The following is a 17,872-nucleotide window of genomic DNA, read 5'->3' as shown; positions in this document are numbered from 1 at the left end:
GCCCTGGGAGAGCAGGGTGGGGGCGGCCTGCGCCGGCGCGGTGGCACCGGTCGGGGTGAGCGCCGCGACCAGGGCCACGGTGAGTCCGACGAGCAGGTGCCGGACGGTCCGCCGGGGACGCGGGCGTACGGATGTAGCACGAGATGTCATGACATCGCCTGTCGATAGGGGGTTACGGGGGTGCCGCGCGGATGGGATCGGCTCGCCCCGTGGCGCCGTGGGTGGTGCCGCCGATGCGGCGTCGCGGGTCGGAGAGCGCTTTCGTAGGAGTGTTGCGGCGAGATTGCGACGGCGTCAAGACATCGATCTATAACTCTGTTATTTATCCCGAGGATCAGGTTTTGTGTAATTTGCTGGCCGACCGCGCGGTCGCTCCCGCTCAGCGGCGGACGCCGCCCTCGGTGAGAAAGCGGGCGATCGGCAGCGTCGCCGCGCCCAGCGCCACCGCGTCCACCCCGAGCCGGCACAGCTCGATCGACGCTTGCTCGTACGGCTGGCGCAGCGCCTGCCGACCGGCGGCCTCGCGGACGGCCGGCAGCAGGTCGCCCAGCGCCATCGCCGCCCAGCCGCCGAGCACCACCCGCTGCGGGTTGAACAGGTTGATCAGGTTGGCCACCCCGGCGCCCAGGTAGCCGGCGGTCTCGTCCAGCACCCGCCGGGCGGTGGCCGAGGTGTCGGCGGCGGCGACCAGGGCGGCGAGCTGCGACTCCTCGTCCTCGCCCGGCACCGCTCGGCCCCGACGCGCCTCCCGGTAGCGGTCGATGATCGCCTCCGCGCCGACGTACGCCTCCAGGCAGCCACGGGCGCCGCACCGGCAGGCCCGGCCGCCGTACACCAGGGTGGTGTGCCCCCACTCCCCCGCGCTGCTGGACGCGCCCCGGTAGGTGGCGCCGTTGGTCACCACCGACGCGCCCACCCCGGAGCCGACAAGCGCGAAGACGGCGTGTCGGGCTCCGCGCCCGGCGCCGAACCACATCTCCGCCTGGCCGAGGGTCTTCGCGCCGTTGTCGATGTGCAGCGGCAGGTCGGTGCCCGCGCTGATCAGGCGTTCCAGCGGCACCCGGTCCCAGCCGAGGGCCTGGGCGTGCACGACAGCCTCGACGCCCTGCTCGACGACCCCGGAGACACCGATGCCGACGCCGAGCACGTCGGCGGGGGCCACGTCGGCCTCCCCGGTCACCGCGTCGATGCCGGCCAGCACGTGCCCGGCCACGACGTCCGGCTCGGTCCGCGCCGGGTCGAGCGGGTACTCGATGCTGGCCAGCAGGGTCATCGCGAAGTCGAACAGCTCGACCCGGACCCGGGTCTCGCCGACGTCCACGCCGACCACGAACGCGAAGCGGGGCGCGATCCGCAGCAGCATGCTGGGCCGGCCACCGTCGGACTCGGCGGCCCCCGCCTCGGCGACCAGCCCCTCGTCGATCAGGTCGGCCACCACGTTGCTCACCGCCGGCTGGCTGAGCCCGGTGCTGCGCACCAGGTCCTGGCGGGTGAGCGGACCGTCGAGGAAGAGCCTGGTCAGCAGGGCGGACCTGTTGCGCAGCCGCACGCTGCGGTTGGTGGCACGCGCCAGCTCCACTCGTCACCTCGTTCCCGTCGGCCGTTCGAGGCGACTGTAACCGCCCCGTGCTTGACGACCCACCGACCAGCAACTTTAATGACGACATAAATTAAGCCGTGATGTAACTCCCGGGAAACGCCGGCGGACCCCGACGGCGCACCCCCGAACCCTGTCCGCAGCCGGCCGCCCGTCGCCCCGACCCCTATCGACGACGGACTCCGGCGGACCCCCACCACGCACCGGAAGGGCAGACCGTGTCGAGACGACACCTCGGGATATTCACCGCCGCCGTACTGGCAGCGGCATCGCTCACCGCCTGCGGCGGTTCCGGCGACGACTCCGCCGCATCGCCCAAGACGCTCACCTACTGGGCCAGCAACCAGGGCGCCAGCCTGGAGGCGGACAAGACCATCCTCCAGCCGGAGCTGGACAAGTTCGAGAAGCAGACCGGGATCAAGGTCACCGTCGAGGTGGTCCCCTGGTCGGACCTGCTCAACCGCCTGCTGGCCGCCGCCACCTCCGGCAAGGGCCCGGACGTGGTCAACATCGGCAACACCTGGTCGGCGTCGTTGCAGGCCACCGGCGCGCTCGTCGAGTTCGACGACGCCACCCTGCAGGCCGTCGGTGGCAAGGACCGGATCGTGCCCGCCGCGCTCGCCGCCGCCGGCGCCCCCGGCAAGCCGCCGGCCGCCGTGCCGCTCTACAGCATGGCCTACAGCCTGTACTACAACAAGAAGATGTTCGCCGACGCCGGCATCACCGCGCCGCCGACCACCTGGGAGCAGCTCGCCGAGTACGGCAAGAAACTCAGCACCGGCGGCAAGTGGGGCCTGGCGATCGAGGGGGCCAACCCGTCGGAGAACGCGCACCACGCCTTCACCTTCAGCCAGCAGTACGGCGGCGAGTGGTTCGACTCGGCCGGCAAGCCGACCTTCGACACCCCGCAGAACGTCTCGGCGATCAAGCGGTACATCGACTTCATGGCCGCCGACAAGATCACCAACCCGAGCAACGCCGAGTACGCGCAGAACCAGTCGGTCTCCGACTTCGCCAACGGCAAGGCCGCCATGCTGCTCTGGCAGTCCGCCGGCTCGAACCTCAAGACGCAGAACATGCCCGCCGACGCGTACGGGGTGGCCCCGGTGCCGTTCCTAGCCAGCCCGCCGGCCGGCGGCAAGAAGGTCAACAGCATGGTCGCCGGGATCAACATGGCGGTCTTCAAGCACACGAAGAACAAGGACGGCGCGCTGAGCTTCGTCAAGTTCATGACCAGCGACGAGGAGCAGACGATCCTCAACCGCACGTACGGCTCGCTGCCGGCGGTGAAGACCGCGGGCGCCGACCCGGCGTTCAGCGCCCCGGAGCAGAAGAGCATCCAGGAGACCCTGGTCACCACCGCGGCGCCGCTGCCGCAGGTGCCCGAGGAGAGCACCTTCGAGACCCTGGTCGGCACCGCGATGAAGGAGCTGTTCGCCGACGCGGCCAGCGGCAAGCCGGTCACCGAGGCGTCGGTGAAGGCGAAGCTGACCGACGCGCAGCAGAAGATGCGCTGACCCACGCGTCGCCGGTGGCCGTGGTCGGGCGTCGAGCCCGACCACGGCCACCGCCTCCGAGAGGACCCTGATGGCAACCAGCACCACCGCGCCGGACGCCGGCCGGCGCGAACCCCGGGCCGGGACGCCCGCCCGGGAGCCGGCCCGCCGGCCCCGCGGCCCACTCCTGCCGTACCTGCTGCTCGCACCGGCCATCGTGCTGGAACTCGCCGTCCACGTGATCCCGATGGTGGTCGGGGTCTGGATGAGCCTGCTGGAGCTGACCCAGTTCCACATCCGCGACTGGTCCACAGCACCCTTCGTCGGGTGGGAGAACTACCGGGCGACGCTCGACATCAACAGCGCCGCCGGCAAGGAACTGCTGCACTCGTTCTGGATCACCCTGGCGTACAGCCTGCTCTCGGTCGGGTTCGCCTGGCTGCTCGGCATCTCGGCGGCGGTGGTGCTGCAACGGCCGTTCCGGGGGCGGGCCCTGCTGCGGGCGCTGTTCCTCACCCCGTACGCGCTGCCGGTCTACGCCGCCGTCATCACCTGGAGCTTCCTGCTGCAACGCGACACCGGCCTGGTCAACCACGTCCTCGTCGACCAGCTCGGGCTGCTGAACGAGCGGCCGTTCTGGTTGATCGGCGACAACAGCTTCTGGTCGCTGCTTGTGGTGTCGGTGTGGCGCAACTGGCCGTTCGCGTTCCTGTGCCTGATGGCCGGCCTGCAGAACGTGCCGGGCGAGCTGTACGAGGCCGCCGCGATCGACGGCGCCGGGTTCTGGCGTCGACTGCGCTCGGTCACCCTGCCGATGCTGCGGCCGGTGAACCTGGTGCTGCTGCTGGTGCTGTTCCTGTGGACGTTCAACGACTTCAACACGCCGTTCGTGCTGTTCGGCGGCTCCGCCCCGGAGCAGGCCGACCTGATCTCCATCCACATCTACCGCAGCTCCTTCAAGACCTGGGACTTCGGCTCCGGCTCGGCGATGTCCGTGGCGCTGCTGCTGTTCCTGCTTGTCGTCTCGGCCGTGTACCTGCTGATCACCAACCGTCGGAGGGACGACCATGCGTGAGACCGCCGGCGAGCGCTGGGGCCGGCGCATCGTGCTGACCCTGCTCACCCTCTTCGTCGTCATCCCGCTCTACGTGATGGTCACCTCGGCGGCGAAGCCGTTGCAGGACGTGCAGAACGGCTTCACCTGGTGGCCCAGCCGGCCCACCCTGCAACCGTTCGTCGACATGTGGAGCACCGTGCCGCTGGCCCGGTACCTGGTGAACAGCCTCGTGGTGTCGAGCATCGCGGCGGTCTGCTCGGTGGCGGTGGCCATCTTCGCCGCGTTCGCGGTCAGCCGGTACCGGTTCCGGGGCCGGGGAGTCTTCTCGGTGACGGTGCTGTCCACCCAGATGTTCCCCGGCATCCTGTTCCTGCTGCCGCTGTTCCTCATCTACGTCAACCTGGGCAACGCCACAGGCATCGAGCTGTACGCCAGCCGCACCGGCCTGGTGATCACGTACCTGACCTTCTCGTTGCCGTTCTCGATCTGGATGCTTGTCGGCTACTTCGACTCGATCCCTCGTGGGCTGGACGAGGCGGCCCAGGTCGACGGGGCCGGTCCGCTGCGCACCCTGTTCCAGGTCATCCTGCCCGCCGCCGTCCCGGGCGTCGTCGCGGTCACCGTGTACGCGTTCATGACCGCCTGGGGTGAGGTGCTCTTCGCGTCGGTGATGACCGACGAGGGCAGCCGCACCCTGGCCGTGGGCCTGCAGGGCTACTCCACCCAGTTCAACGTCTACTGGAACCAGATCATGGCCGCCTCGCTGGTGGTCAGCATCCCGGTCGTCGTCGGCTTCCTGGCCCTTCAGCGGTACTTCGTCGCCGGCCTCACCGCCGGCGCGGTCAAGTGAGCCATCCAACCCCAGAGGAGAACCGTCCCGTGCCCGACCTGTCCAAGCTGCCACCCGACTTCCTCTGGGGCGTGGCCACCGCGGCGTACCAGATCGAGGGGGCCATCGACGTCGACGGTCGGTCGCCGTCCATCTGGGACACCTTCTCGGCGACCCCCGGCAAGGTCGACAACGGCGACACCGGCGCGGTGGCGTGCGACCACTACCACCGGTGGCCGGAGGACCTGGCGCTGCTGCGTCGGCTCGGCGTGGACGCGTACCGGTTCTCGGTGGCGTGGCCCCGGGTGATGCCAGACGGCGTCGGGCGGGTCAACCCCGCCGGGCTGGACTTCTACGACCGGCTCGTCGACACGCTGCTCGCCGACGGGATCCGGCCGTTCGTCACCCTCTACCACTGGGACCTGCCGCAGGTCCTGCAGGATCGGGGTGGCTGGCCGGAGCGGGCCACCGCCGAGGCGTTCGCCGACTACGCCGCAGTGGTCGCCGGCCGCCTCGGCGACCGGGTGGCCGACTGGTGCACGGTCAACGAGCCGCTCTGCGTGTCCTGGATCGGGCATCTGGAGGGGAACATGGCCCCCGGCGAGCGGGACCTGACCCGCGCGGTGCACACCTCGCACCACGTGCTGCTCGGGCACGGCCTGGCCACCCAGGCGATCCGCGCCAACGCCGCCCGCCCGGCCTCGGTGGGCCTGGTGCTCAACCTCAGCCCGATCGAGGCGGCCACCGACCGCCCCGAGGACGTCGCGGCGGCCCGCCGGGCCGACGGGCACGTCAACCGGTGGTGGCTGGACCCGATCCACGGGCGCGGCTACCCCGCCGACATGGTCGCCACGTACGGGGTCGAGCCGCCGGTACGCGGTGACGACCTGGCGGTGATCGCCACGCCCACCGACTTCCTCGGCGTGAACTACTACTTCCGTCAGCTCGTCGTGGACGACCCGACCGGCGCGGCGCCGTACGCCAGGCAGGTGCCGGTGCCCGGCTCGGTGGAGACCGCGATGGGCTGGGAGGTGTATCCGGCGGGTCTGGAGCGGCTGCTTGTCGACGTGCACGAGGAGTACCGGCCGGGCCGGATCATCGTCACCGAGAGCGGTTCGGCGTGGCCGGACGAGGTCACCGCGGACGGCACCGTGCAGGACAAGGAACGCACCGACCACCTGGAGCAGCACCTGGCGGCCTGCGCGGCGGCGGTGGCGAAGGGCGTGCCGCTGGACGGCTACTTCGTCTGGTCGCTGCTGGACAACTTCGAGTGGGCGTACGGCTACGACAAGCGCTTCGGGCTGGTGCACGTCGACTACGCCACGCAGCGCCGGACGGTGAAGGCCAGTGCTCTGCGCTACGCCGAGCTGATCCGCGCCCACCAGGCTCTCGCCCGGACGACCGGGACGGCCGCGCCGGTGGCGTGAGACGGGGCCGTTCGGCCGGCCGCCCGGGGTGACCCGGGCGGCCGTTCCCGTCCGGATCGGACAAAACACCGCCGACCACCGCGCGCGGTGGCTAGCCTGCGGCAATGTCCGCAGCACCCGACGAGGTCGAGCCACCCGCCGCCGGGACACGGGTGTCCGGCACCGACCGGATGACTGCCTTCAGCGACGGCGTCTTCGCCATCGTCATCACGTTGCTGGTCATCGATCTGCGGGTGCCCGAGTACCACGAGGGCGAGCTGCTGAGCGGCCTGCTCGGCGAGGGCGCCTCGTACCTGGCCTTCGTGGTGTCCTTCGTCTACGTCGGGGTGCTCTGGCTCAACCACCACGCCCTACTGCGGCTGATCCTCGCGGCACCACCCTCACGCTGAGCTGGATCAATTTCGGCGTCCTCTTCGGCGTGGTGATCATTCCGTTTCCGACGGCGGTGCTGGCGTCGGCGTTCACCCACGGCGACACCGACGACCAGCGCGCGGCCGTCGCCCTGTACGCGCTGAGCGCCGCGGTGATGTCGGCCCCCTGGCTGGTGTTCTTCAGCTATCTGCACCGTCACCCGGCGCTGCTGCACCGCCGGATCGCCCCCGACTACGTGCGCAGGCAGCGCCTGCGACCGGTCACCGGGCTGGTGCTGTACGGGCTCAGCGGCCTGCTCGGCTGGTTCGTCGACCCGCTGCTCGGCCTGATCGGTGTCATCGTCATGATCACGTATCACGCGGTGACCAGCGAGGGGCTGCCCCGCTGGCTCACCCGCCGCTGAGGGCCCGTAGCCGGAGCAGGTCGGCCGGTGTGTCCACGTCGACCGGGGAGCCGACGTCGTCGCAGGGCACCTCGACCACCAGGTCCGGACGGTCGCGTAGCAGGTCGCGGGCACCCCGGTCACCGACGGCGTACCGGTCCAGCAGCGGCCAGGTCTGCCGTCCGAGCAGGACCGGGTGCCCCGGCCGGCCGGCGTAGGTGGCGACCGCGACGACCGCCCCGTCGGCGTGGGCCGCCCGCACCCGGCGCACCGCGACCGGGCTGAGCAGCGGCTGGTCGACCAGGGCCACGACCGCGGCCGGCACGTCGGCGCCCAGCGAGGCCAGGCCCCGGCGCAGCGACGAGCCGAGCCCTTCGGGCCAGCCGTCGTGCCGTACCGACACCGCGCCGGGCAGGTCGGGCAGCTCGTCGGCGCCCGCGCCGAGCACCACGTGCACGGGCGCGCAGCCGCCGTCGTCCAGCAGCCGGACGGCCCGCCGTACCAGGGGCTCGCCGTCGAACTCCACGAGGGCCTTCGGGCGGCCGTACCGCCGTCCGGCGCCGGCGGCCAGCAGCAGTCCGGCGGTCACCGGCCTCACCTCCCGTACGGACTGCTCTGCGTTATTCGCCCCGAGATATACCGACAAAGCTAGTCTGGGCCGGTGCAGGCTGGACCGGAGAACGCTACGACCACCGACGAGCGGCACTCGTCCCGGGTGGCGTTCGACGTCAACGGCGTCCCCCGCGAGGTGACGCTTGACAACCGCACCACACTGCTCGACGCGCTGCGCGAGCACCTCGACCTGACCGGGGCGAAGAAGGGCTGCGACCACGGCCAGTGCGGCTCCTGCACCGTCCTGCTCGACGGACGCCGGGTGAAGAGCTGCCTGATCTTCACCGTCACCCTGGACGGTCGGTCGGTGGTCACCGTGGAGGGGCTGGCCGGGCCGGACGAGCTGTCCCCGTTGCAGGCCGCGTTCATCGCCCAGGACGCGTTCCAGTGCGGCTACTGCACCCCCGGGCAGCTCTGCTCCGCCCGGGGGATGCTCGACGAGGTCGACCGGGGCTGGCCCAGCGCCGTCACCGAGGACCTGGCCGCGCCGCCGGAGCTGACCGACGCGGAGATCCGCGAACGGATGGCCGGCAACCTGTGCCGCTGCGCCGCGTACCCGCACATCGTCGCGGCCGTCCGGGCGACGGCGGCCGCGCGGTGAGGCCCTTCCGCTACCACCGGCCTACCGAGGTGGCGGAGGCGGTCGCCGTGCTCGGGGCCGAGCCGCAGGCGGCGTACCTGGCCGGCGGGACGAACCTTGTCGATCTGATGAAGCTCGGGGTGCAGCGCCCCGACGTGCTGGTGGACGTGACCCGGCTGCCGCTGGACACCGTCGAGGAGCTGCCCGACGGCGGGCTGCGGATCGGCGCGACGGTACGCAACAGCGACCTCGCGGCCCACCCGGTGGTCCGCCGCGACTACCCGGTGCTGGCCCGCGCCCTGCTCGCCGCCGCCTCCGGGCAGCTGCGCAACCTGGCCACCACAGGCGGCAACCTGTTGCAGCGCACCCGGTGCGTGTACTTCCAGGACACCGGCAAGGCGTGCAACAAACGCGACCCGGGCAGCGGGTGCGCCGCCCTGCACGGCCAGAACCGCGACCTGGCGGTGCTGGACTGGTCCGAGCAGTGCGTCGCCACCCACCCGTCGGACCTGGCGGTGGCCCTCGCCGCGCTGGACGCGGTCGTGGAGGTGCACGACACCGACGGCGCCCGCGACGTCCCGCTGGCCGCCCTGCACCGCTCACCCGGCACGCATCCGGAGCGGGAGACCACCCTGGCGCACGGCGCGCTGATCACGGCCGTGCGGTTGCCGGCGTTGCCGGCCGCGCGCCGTTCGGCGTACCTCAAGGTGCGCGACCGGGCGTCGTTCGCCTTCGCCGCCGGCTCGGTGGCCGCCGTGCTGGACCTGCACGGTGGGGTGGTCCGCGACGTGCGGCTGGCGTACGGGGCGGTGGCCCACCGGCCCTGGCGGGCCTACCGGGCCGAGGAGGAGCTGCGCGGTCGACCGTTCAGCGCGGAGCTGGCCGCGGCGGCCGCCGACGCCGAGCTGACCGAGGCGCGTCCCCTGCGGCACAACGGCTTCAAGCTGCCGCTGACCCGGTCCATCACCGTACGGGTGCTCACCGAACTGGCCTCGTCGTGAGCACCGACGCGGTCGGCCGGGCGTACCCCCGCCTGGAGGGACGGGAGAAGGTCACCGGCACGGCCCGGTACGCGGTGGAGTACCCGGTCGACGGCGTCACCTACGGCTGGGCGGTGCCCTCGGCCGTGGTGCGGGGCCGGATCACGCGGGTCGACACGGCGGAGGCGCTCGCGTCGCCCGGCGTGCTGGCCGTGGTGCACCACGGCAACGCGCCCCGGCTCGCGCCCGGCCTGGAGGCGGACCTGTGGCTGCTCCAGGAACCGACTGTGCACTACCGGGGGGAGCTGGTCGCCGTCGTGGTGGCCACCAGCCTGGAGGCGGCCCGGGAGGGCGCCCGGCTGGTGCGGATCGACTACGACGCCGGACCGCACAGCACGGTGCTCACCGAGGACCACCCCAGCCTCTACAAACCGGACCACGTCAACCCCAGCTATCCGACCGACACCGAGGAGGGGGACTTCGACGCCGGGTACGCGGCCGCCCCGGTGCGGGTGGACGCCACCTACCGGACGCCGGCGTACCACAACAACCCGATGGAGCCGCACGCCACCACGGCGCGGTGGCACGACGGGCGGCTGCTGGTGCACGACTCCAACCAGGGCGCGTCGTCGGTGCGGGCGGCGCTGGCCGAGTTGTTCGAGCTGCCCCGGGAGTCGGTACGGGTGGTCACCGATCACGTCGGCGGCGGCTTCGGCAGCAAGGGGTACGCGAAGGCCGCGGTGGTGCTGGCCGCCCTCGCCGCCCGGCACGTGGACCGTCCGGTCAAACTGGCGCTGACCCGCCAGCAGCTGTTCGGGCCGGTCGGCTACCGCACCCCCACCATCCAGCGCGTCCGCCTCGCGGCCGACACCGACGGGCGGCTCACCGCGATCTGCCACGACGCGATGAGCCAGTCCTCGACCATTCTGGAGTTCGCCGAGCAGACCGCCGTCTACACCCGCAGCATGTACGCCGCGCCGCACCGCCGCACCACCCACCGGCTGGTCCGTCTCGACGTACCGACGCCGTTCTGGATGCGCGCGCCGGGCGGGTGCCCCGGGGCGTACGCCCTGGAGTCGGCGATGGACGAACTGGCCGTCGCCGTCGGCATGGACCCGGTGGAGCTGCGCATCCGCAACGACACGCCTGTCGACCCCGATCAGGGGCGCCCGTTCACCAGCCGCAACCTGGCGGCCTGCCTGCGGGAGGGCGCCCAGCGATTCGGGTGGGCCGACCGCGACCCCGCGCCCCGGGCGCGGCGCGACGGGCGCTGGCTCGTCGGGTCCGGCGTGGCCGGGTCGAGCCACCCGGCCCGCGCCAGGCCGTCCTCGGCGACGGCGACCGCGAGGCCCGACGGCGGTTTCCACGTCCGGATCAACGCCACCGACATCGGCACCGGCGCCCGGACGGCGCTGTGGCAGGTGGCCGCCGACGCGCTGGGGGTGCCGCCGGAACGGGTCGAGATCAGCATCGGCGACAGCGATCTGCCGAACGCCCCGGTGGCCGGCGGTTCGATGGGCACCGCGAGTTGGAGCTGGGCGGTGATCCGCGCCTGCCAGGCGCTGCGCGGGAAGCTGCGCGACGGCGTGCCGACGGAGGCCGAGGTGAGCGCCGGGGCGGACACCTCCGAGGAGGTCGGCGGACAGCCCGACCTGCCCCGGTACGCGTACGGGGCGCAGTTCGCCGAGGTCCGGGTGGACGCGACCACCGGCGAGGTACGGCTCAACCGGATGCTCGGGGTGTTCGCGGCGGGCCGGGTGGTCAATCCGACGACGGCCCGCAGCCAGCTCATCGGGGGCATGACGATGGGGTTGTCGATGGCCTTGCACGAGGAGGGTCTGCTCGACGAACGCTACGGCGACTGGGTCAACCACGACCTGGCGACGTACCACATCACCGGCTGCGCGGACGTGGAGTCCATCGAGGCGTACTGGCTGGACGAGCACGACGGCGAGCTGAACCCGGCCGGGGTGAAGGGTATCGGCGAGATCGGCATCGTCGGCTCCGCCGCGGCCGTCGCCAACGCGGTGTTCCACGCCACCGGCGTCCGGATCCGGGACCTGCCGATCCGGCTGGACAAGCTCATCGGAGTTTCAGACTTGGCTTAAATAAGCCGGCGGTGATACAACTGTCGTCGTGCACGCCTTCGACGTGCTGGGCGATCCCGTCCGGCGCCGCATCCTGGAACTGCTCGCCAGCGGCGAGCAGACCGCCGGCGCGGTCAGCGCGGTCATCCGCGACGAGTTCGGCATCTCCCAGCCCGCCGTGTCCCAGCACCTGAAGGTTCTGCGGGACAACGGATTCGCCACCGTACGGCCGGAAGGCACCCGGCGGCTGTACGCGGTCGACCCGCGCCCGCTGCGCGAGGTCGACGGCTGGCTGGAGCACTTCCGCCGGTTCTGGACCCCACCCCTGGCAGCACTCGCCACCGAGCTGGCCCGGGGCCGACGCGAGCGTCGGCTGCGCGGATCGGCCGATCCATCCGACGAGAGGAACACCTGATGTTCGACGCGACCGAGCAGATCAACGCCGTCCAGCGGAAGGTCGGCAGCCGCACCCTGGAGGCCGGCGAGGCCCGGGTGAGCACGATCAGCCAGACCTACCAGGCGACGCTCGACGACCTGTGGGACGCCTGCACCAACGCCGAGCGCATCCCGCGCTGGTTCCTGCCGATCAGCGGTGACCTGCGGCTGCACGGCACGTACCAGCTGGAGGGCAACGCCGGGGGCACCGTGCAGAGCTGCGATCCGCCGCACCGCTTCACCGCGACCTGGGAGTTCGGCGGCGAGGTGAGCTGGATCGAGGTGCGGCTCACCCCTGTCGACGACGAGCGGACCCGCTTCGAGTTGGACCACATCGCCCACGTCGACCAGGACCGGTGGGCCCAGTTCGGGCCCGGCGCCGTCGGCGTCGGCTGGGACCTGGGGCTGCTCGGCCTGGCCACCCACCTGTCCGGCGACGGCAGCGGCGTCCGACCGGAGGACAGCGCCGAGTGGGTCGCCTCCGACGAGGGCCGGCGGGCCATGGAGCTGAGCAGCCGGCTGTGGGGCGAGGCGAGCATCGCCGCCGGCACCGACCCCGACGAGGCGCGGGCCGCCGCCGAGCGCACGACCGCCTTCTACACCGGCGCGCCGGCCACCTGAGGCGCCGCCGACGGCCGGGTAACGTGCTGGGGCATGACCGGTACGCCGTACTCGCACTGCTCCTACTGCGGCACGGCCTACCCGGCGGCGGCCGGGTGGCCGCGGGTCTGCGCCGTCTGTGGCGGGACCGTCTGGCGCAATCCCCTGCCCGTCGCGGTGGCGGTGCTGCCGGTACGCACCGCCACCGGCCTGGGCGTGGTGGTGGTCCGCCGGGACATCGAACCCGCCCGTGGGCAGCTCGCGCTGCCCGGCGGATTCATCGAGTACGGCGAGGAGTGGTCCGACGCGCTCGTGCGGGAGCTGCGCGAGGAGACCGGGCTGGTCGCCGCGGCCGGGGACGCCCGCCTGTTCGCGGTGCACGGCGCCCCGGCGGGCGGCACCATGATGGTCTTCGGGGTGCTGCCCGAGCAGGCGGCGGAGGACCTGCCGCCCTCGGCGCCCACCGACGAGGCGACCGAGTGGCTGGTGCTCACCGACCCGGTCGAGCTGGCGTTCTCCACCCACACCCGGGTCCTGGCCGACTTCCTGCGCCCCAACCGACCGGCCTGATCCCCGCCCCGGGCTTGGCCACGGGTCAGCGGGGCAGGGCCTCGTCGGTCCCGGCCCGGTAGCCGCTGGCCTGGAGGTCGAACAGCTCCCGGTAGAGGCCTCCGGCGGCCATCAGCTCGTCGTGGCTGCCGTGCTGGATGAGCCGGCCCTGGTCCAGCACGAAGATCCGATCGGCGTGCCGGACGTTGGCCAGCCGGTGGGTGATCAGCACGACCGCCCGGTCGGGGTGGCGGCGCAGGTGCTGGAACAACGCGTGTTCCGCGCGGGCGTCCAGGGCGGCCGACGGCTCGTCGCAGATCAGCAGGGCGGCGTCACGGTAGAGGCCACGCGCGGCGACCAACCGTTGCCACTGGCCACCGGACAGCTCGTGGCCGTCCTTGAACTCCCGGTCGAGCAGCGTGTCGTAGCCGTGCGGCAGGCCGACGATCATGTCGTGGGCGGCGGCCGCCCCGGCCGCCTCCTGCACGCTCGGGCCGGGTCGGTCCGGCGGACGGTCGTGCCGGCCGACGCGGATGTTCTGCCCGGCGGTGAACGGGAACTTCCACCACTCCTGGGTCATCACGGCCACCTGGGCGCCGAGAGCGCGCGGGTCCAGTTCGGCGGCGTCCACGCCGTCCCACCGGATCACCCCGCCGGTCGGCTGGTACAACCCCGCGATCAGTTTGGCCAGGGTGGTCTTGCCCGAGCCGTTCTCGCCGACGAGCGCCACCACCTCGCCCCGCCGGATGGTGAGGCTGACCCGGTCCACCGCCGGGGTGTCGGTGTCCGGGTAGCGCAGGCTCACCTCGTCCAACTCGATCACGTCGACGCCGTCCGCCGAGCGGTCGCCGCCGACGGGCACCCGGGCGTGGGCGCGGGCCAGGAAGTCCCGGTAGTCCTGGTAGTAGAGGGCGTCCTCGTACAGCGAGTTGGTGGCGACGACCGCGACGCCCATGCTGTTCCGCGCGGACTGCAGGGCGAGCAGGGCAGTCGCGGCGGCGGCCAGGGCGACCATCCCGCCCAGCAGCAGCCCGCCGAGGACGGCGTACACCCCGAAGGTGGCCAGCCCCGCCATGGTCGCGCCGACGACCCGGGTGCCGGTCTGCGAACGGACCAGCCGCAGCTCGGCCCGGGTCTCGACGGCCATCACCCCGCGGTACTCGGCGAGCAGGAAGTCACGCATCTGGTACGCGCGCACCTCGGCTGCGGTACGCCGGTTGGCCATCAGGTGGGCCAGCATCCACATCCGACGGCGCCGGGTGATCCGGGCCAGCATCGCCAGGTACTCCCGCCGGGCCATCCGTACCGCCGTGGCGGCCTGGGGCACCGCCGCGAGCAGCAGGCAGGGCAGCAGCAGCGGCTGGATGACGGTCACCGCGACGGCGGTGGCGAGCATCCCGACCACCCCGGTGACCAGGTTGACGGTGTGGTCGACGATCCACGCGGCCTCGGCCATCCCCCGGTCGCGGGCGCGGTCCATCTCCTCGGCGAAACCGGCGTCGTCGAACGCGGCGAGGTCCACCGCCGTGGTGGCCTCGAACAGCCGCAGCTCCACCTGGTAGTTGATCTGCGGGGTCAGCCGGGCCTGCGCCCAGCCCGCCGCGATGGTGAGGCCGCCCCGCGCCGACACCGCCGACGCGGCCACGATCAGCGCCGGCAGGGCCGAGCGGACGCGGTCCGGGGTGGGACCGGCGGCGAACAACTCCCGCAGCACGCTGGTCGTGGCGAGCAGGCCGAACGTGGTCATCACCCCGGCCGCGATGTTCAGGCCGATCGAGGTGACCGTGTCCCGACGGTTGGTGGCCCAGGCCAGCCCGACCGCCTCCCGGACCAGCCGGGGCAGCCGGCGGGCCACCGCCCAGAAGCTGGTGTGCGCGAACTCCTGCGCGTGGTGCAGCCACTCGCGATCCTCCAGCTCCGGCAGCATCGTGGCCGGTGGATCGTCCGGGTTGCCGTCGTCCTCGACGGAGGTGCGCTGGCGGGCCATCGACTCCATGGACCCTCCCTCGGGGCGGGGATCACGAACGCGCCCGAGACTACTGCCAGCAACCAATCGCTGTCTTTAGGTAATCGGCGCGTCGCCGTGGTGCTTGTGCACCACGATCCGGTACGAGATGTCCAGCCCAAGCCCGGTGCCCGCCCCGACCGGCTTGGTGGTGAAGAACGGCTCGAAGATGCGCGGACGCACCTCCGGACCGACCGGGAGCGGCGCCCGGGGTGGACGGTGCGACCCGTGGGCTGCGCACGGTCGCCTGCGGTCTCACCATCCTGGTGGTCGTGCACGTCGTCGTCAGTCCGGCCCCGTGGCCGCGGGGTGGCGCGCTGCCCGGCTACGGCGCGATCCTGGCGTGGCTGTTCGTGAGCCAGACCGTGCTGGTCGCCGCCCTGGCCGCGGAGGTGATCTGGCGGCGCGGCGCCGGGCAGCGCAAGTCGGCGATACGCGCGCTGGGAGCGCCGGTCTTCGTCACCATCGCCGCCGGTCTCGCCGTGGCCTTCGCCGCCGAACTGGTCTACCGGGTCGCGGACCTGCTCGACCGCGAGGGGACGACCGCGGACCGGCAGGCCACCAGCCCTCCACTGGCGTACAAGTGGGCGATCTTCGGGTTCTTCCTCGCGGTGCTGACCGCCCTGCTGGTGGGCGTCGTGGTCACCGTGCTGACCGCGCCGGGGCGACGGCGGGCCGCCCGGGCGATCGTGGCCGCCGATTTCCCGCACGCGCCGCGACAGGCGGCGGACCGGCTTCGCCGGGTCGAACAGGCAGTGGCCCGCGCCCGGTTCACCGAACGACTGGAGCCGCTCTCGGTGGTGTGCGCCGTGCTGGCCGCGCTCGGTCTGGCCACGAGCGTGCTCGGTCTGCTCCAGCTCTACCCCGGTGACACGGCCCAGCGTTTCATCGGGGTGCCCGAGAACATGGTCAACTTCCTGATCGGCTCGGGCAGTTACGTGATCGCCGGGATCCTCCTCTGGCTGGTGATCAGCGGCCTCTTCGCGTACCGCACGGCGGGGTTCCGCCGGTACGTGGGCGTGCTGTGGGACCTGGGCACCTTTTGGCCCCGGGGCGCGCACCCCTTCGCGCCGCCCTGCTACGCCGAGCGGGCCGTGCCGGAGCTGACCAAACGGATCTCCTACCTGGTCGAGCAGGGCGAACGCGTGCTGCTCGCCGGGCACAGTCACGGCTCGGTGCTGCTCGCCGCGACGGTGCTGCAACTGCCGCCCCGGATCACCGACCGGGTCGCGTTGCTGACCTACGGGTCTCCCCTGGGCCGGCTGTACTCGCGGCTGTTCCCCGCGTACGCCGACGACGCGGCGTTGCGCGAGATCGGTGAGCGGGTCGGCTGGCGGTGGCTCAACCTGTGGCGTGACACCGACCCGATCGGCGGCTGGATCTTCGCGTCGCACCGGCCCGGCGATGTCGAGAAGCTGACCGGGCCCGCGGCGACGGTCGACCGCCGGTTGACCGACCCGCAGGACGTGGTGGCGCCACCCAGCGACAGCGTGCCGCCGCCGATCATGGGGCACTGGCCGTGCGAGTCGCAGGAGGCGTTCCCCGACGCGGTACGGGAGTTGATGGGGCGGCTGCGGACGACCACCCGGTGACCGGCTGACGCCGGGGCGGATATCGTCGCCGGGTGAGCCCGTCCAAGCAGCCCGACCGCCGGTTGATCGCCTCGAACAAGAAGGCCCGGCACGAGTACACGGTGCTGCGCACCTACGAGGCGGGCATCGTGCTGGTCGGCACCGAGGTGAAGTCGCTGCGCGAGGGGCGGGCCTCGCTGGTGGACGCGTTCGCGCACGAACGCGACGGCGAGATCGTGCTGTACGGCCTGCACATCGCCGAGTACGCGTACGGCACGTGGACGAACCACGCCCCCCGGCGCAACCGCAAGCTGCTGCTGCACCGCGCGGAGATCGACCGGATCCTGGACAAGGTCCGGGAGGGCGGTGTGACCCTGGTGCCGCTGTCGATGTACTTCGAGAACGGCTACGCCAAGGTCGAGCTGGCCCTGGCCAAGGGCAAGCGCTCCTACGACAAGCGGCAGACGCTCGCCGAGCGGGACGCCAACCGGGAGATCGCCCGAGAACTGGGCCGACACCTCAAGGGCCACCCCCGCCGCCCCTGATCTGCCTGTTCACCGCGCGGCCTGGGACCCGCCGCGCCGTTCATCGTTGACGTCTTCCCGATGACGTGGTGTGCTCACTCCGACACCGTTAATGAAAACGGTAACCATTAGCTGGAAGCGGAGGAGAACCATGTCACTCACCGTCCCGCCCGCCCTGCTCGACGCCGCCGAACGCGGCCCCGTCGACGACGAGGCGTTCATCGCCTGCGTCCGCGACTCCCTGCCGTACGCCTGGGCCACCGTCAGCCGGGTGGTGGCCGACCTGGAATCCGGTGACGCCGACGTCGCCGACAACGTCATCCCGCCGCCCACCGACGAGGACCGGGGACAACTGCTGCGGGCGCTCGCGAGCGACGCCATCCGCGCCGGCCTGGAACGGCACTTCGGCGTACGCCTGGCCTTCCAGAACTGCCACCGGGTCGCCGCGTTCCGCCCGTCGGCAGTCGACGGGGAGCGCTACCGGCGCTTCGTGTCGACCCGCGGCCAGTTGCTCAACCAGTCCCCCGAACTGCGCAACTGCTGAGGCCCCGCCCGGCGCCCCGGCCATGATCGTGCTCGAACCAGGAGACAGTGGCCTCAGCCAAGAACGACGTTACTCGATCCTGAATCGAGCGCGATCATGCGGAGACGCCGGGGCGCCGGGCGGGGAGCAGGCCCTTCGGGCAGGTGGCGCATGTGCAAGGCATCGTGCGCATCCGACCATGTGGATACGGCTCGATCGGGCCTTCCGTACTTGCGGATGCGAGGT

General features: G+C 72.2%; 18 protein-coding genes and 1 pseudogene. 15 read left to right on the top strand and 4 right to left on the bottom strand.

The window, feature by feature from the left end; translation table 11 throughout:
- Positions 1-379: 379 nt before the first annotated feature.
- On the bottom strand, positions 380-1,579 hold the full coding sequence (locus tag FHG89_RS20595) for an ROK family transcriptional regulator (RefSeq protein WP_139586045.1): 1,200 nt from the start codon (positions 1,577-1,579) through the stop codon (positions 380-382).
- A gap of 236 nt (positions 1,580-1,815) precedes the next feature.
- Between FHG89_RS20595 and FHG89_RS20590 the strand changes: the two genes are divergently transcribed.
- The 6 genes from FHG89_RS20590 to FHG89_RS20565 all read left to right on the top strand — a co-directional run bounded on the left by FHG89_RS20590 (position 1,816) and on the right by FHG89_RS20565 (position 7,181).
- Positions 1,816-3,114 carry an ABC transporter substrate-binding protein gene (locus FHG89_RS20590; RefSeq protein ID WP_139586044.1) on the top strand — a complete coding sequence of 433 codons (1,299 nt, stop codon included), beginning with the start codon at positions 1,816-1,818 and terminating at the stop codon, positions 3,112-3,114.
- 70 nt (positions 3,115-3,184) lie between these two features.
- Positions 3,185-4,168: a carbohydrate ABC transporter permease gene (locus FHG89_RS20585; protein WP_139586043.1), complete on the top strand. Its 984-nt coding sequence runs from the start codon at positions 3,185-3,187 to the stop codon at positions 4,166-4,168.
- A complete protein-coding gene (locus tag FHG89_RS20580) occupies positions 4,161-5,000 on the top strand; it encodes a carbohydrate ABC transporter permease (RefSeq protein WP_088989328.1) in 840 nt (279 codons plus the stop codon). The genes FHG89_RS20585 and FHG89_RS20580 overlap by 8 nt, the downstream gene beginning before the upstream one ends.
- A 29-nt stretch (positions 5,001-5,029) precedes the next feature.
- On the top strand, positions 5,030-6,406 hold the full coding sequence (locus FHG89_RS20575) for a GH1 family beta-glucosidase (RefSeq protein WP_139586042.1): 1,377 nt from the start codon (positions 5,030-5,032) through the stop codon (positions 6,404-6,406).
- A 104-nt stretch (positions 6,407-6,510) separates the two neighbouring features.
- Positions 6,511-6,795 (top strand): TMEM175 family protein, encoded by a 285-nt coding sequence (locus FHG89_RS20570; protein WP_139586041.1) that lies wholly within the window; start codon positions 6,511-6,513, stop codon positions 6,793-6,795.
- Between the two features lie 29 nt (positions 6,796-6,824).
- Complete coding sequence (locus tag FHG89_RS20565) at positions 6,825-7,181, top strand: hypothetical protein (RefSeq protein ID WP_139586040.1); 357 nt, start codon at positions 6,825-6,827, stop codon at positions 7,179-7,181.
- Here FHG89_RS20565 and FHG89_RS20560 read toward each other — a convergent pair.
- A complete protein-coding gene (locus tag FHG89_RS20560) occupies positions 7,168-7,749 on the bottom strand; it encodes a nucleotidyltransferase family protein (RefSeq protein ID WP_244295664.1) in 582 nt (193 codons plus the stop codon). The genes FHG89_RS20565 and FHG89_RS20560 overlap by 14 nt on opposite strands.
- A gap of 126 nt (positions 7,750-7,875) precedes the next feature.
- Here FHG89_RS20560 and FHG89_RS20555 point away from each other — a divergent pair, with 126 nt between their 5' ends.
- Genes FHG89_RS20555 through FHG89_RS20530 form a run of 6 tightly spaced genes read left to right on the top strand, consistent with a single transcriptional unit; the run spans position 7,876 to position 13,024 of the window.
- A complete protein-coding gene (locus tag FHG89_RS20555; protein ID WP_208761035.1) occupies positions 7,876-8,373 on the top strand; it encodes a 2Fe-2S iron-sulfur cluster-binding protein in 498 nt (165 codons plus the stop codon).
- A complete protein-coding gene (locus tag FHG89_RS20550; protein WP_139586037.1) occupies positions 8,370-9,353 on the top strand; it encodes an FAD binding domain-containing protein in 984 nt (327 codons plus the stop codon). Before FHG89_RS20555 ends, FHG89_RS20550 begins: the two co-directional genes overlap by 4 nt.
- Positions 9,350-11,440, top strand: coding sequence for a xanthine dehydrogenase family protein molybdopterin-binding subunit (locus FHG89_RS20545; RefSeq protein ID WP_139586036.1), 2,091 nt, complete (start codon positions 9,350-9,352; stop codon positions 11,438-11,440). Before FHG89_RS20550 ends, FHG89_RS20545 begins: the two co-directional genes overlap by 4 nt.
- Before the next feature lie 28 nt (positions 11,441-11,468).
- On the top strand, positions 11,469-11,834 hold the full coding sequence (locus FHG89_RS20540; RefSeq protein ID WP_139586035.1) for an ArsR/SmtB family transcription factor: 366 nt from the start codon (positions 11,469-11,471) through the stop codon (positions 11,832-11,834).
- Positions 11,834-12,475, top strand: coding sequence for an SRPBCC family protein (locus FHG89_RS20535; protein WP_139586034.1), 642 nt, complete (start codon positions 11,834-11,836; stop codon positions 12,473-12,475). The genes FHG89_RS20540 and FHG89_RS20535 overlap by 1 nt, the downstream gene beginning before the upstream one ends.
- Before the next feature lie 33 nt (positions 12,476-12,508).
- The gene (locus tag FHG89_RS20530) at positions 12,509-13,024 is read left to right on the top strand and encodes an NUDIX domain-containing protein (protein ID WP_139586033.1); all 516 of its coding nucleotides are present in this window, start codon (positions 12,509-12,511) and stop codon (positions 13,022-13,024) included.
- Between the two features lie 25 nt (positions 13,025-13,049).
- Here the strand turns inward: FHG89_RS20530 and FHG89_RS20525 are convergent, their stop codons facing one another.
- Positions 13,050-14,990, bottom strand: a complete 1,941-nt coding sequence (locus FHG89_RS20525) for an ABC transporter ATP-binding protein (protein WP_425280194.1) — start codon at positions 14,988-14,990, stop codon at positions 13,050-13,052.
- Between the two features lie 75 nt (positions 14,991-15,065).
- Positions 15,066-15,197 (bottom strand): annotated as a pseudogene (locus tag FHG89_RS34165) (ATP-binding protein); the annotation flags it as partial.
- Positions 15,198-15,220: 23 nt separating this feature from the next.
- Between FHG89_RS34165 and FHG89_RS20520 the strand changes: the two are divergent.
- From FHG89_RS20520 to FHG89_RS20510, 3 genes are all read left to right on the top strand, one after another.
- Positions 15,221-16,600, top strand: coding sequence for a hypothetical protein (locus FHG89_RS20520; protein ID WP_208761033.1), 1,380 nt, complete (start codon positions 15,221-15,223; stop codon positions 16,598-16,600).
- Positions 16,601-16,632: 32 nt separating this feature from the next.
- Positions 16,633-17,124, top strand: a complete 492-nt coding sequence (gene smpB, locus FHG89_RS20515; RefSeq protein WP_139586031.1) for an SsrA-binding protein SmpB — start codon at positions 16,633-16,635, stop codon at positions 17,122-17,124.
- A gap of 130 nt (positions 17,125-17,254) precedes the next feature.
- Positions 17,255-17,647, top strand: a complete 393-nt coding sequence (locus FHG89_RS20510) for an SCO5389 family protein (RefSeq protein ID WP_139586030.1) — start codon at positions 17,255-17,257, stop codon at positions 17,645-17,647.
- Positions 17,648-17,872 lie beyond the last annotated feature (225 nt).

This window comes from Micromonospora orduensis, from assembly GCF_006228125.1.
In the GTDB taxonomy this organism is placed as follows: Bacteria; Actinomycetota; Actinomycetes; order Mycobacteriales; family Micromonosporaceae; genus Micromonospora; species Micromonospora orduensis.
This window is presented reverse-complemented; position numbering and strand designations above follow the sequence as displayed.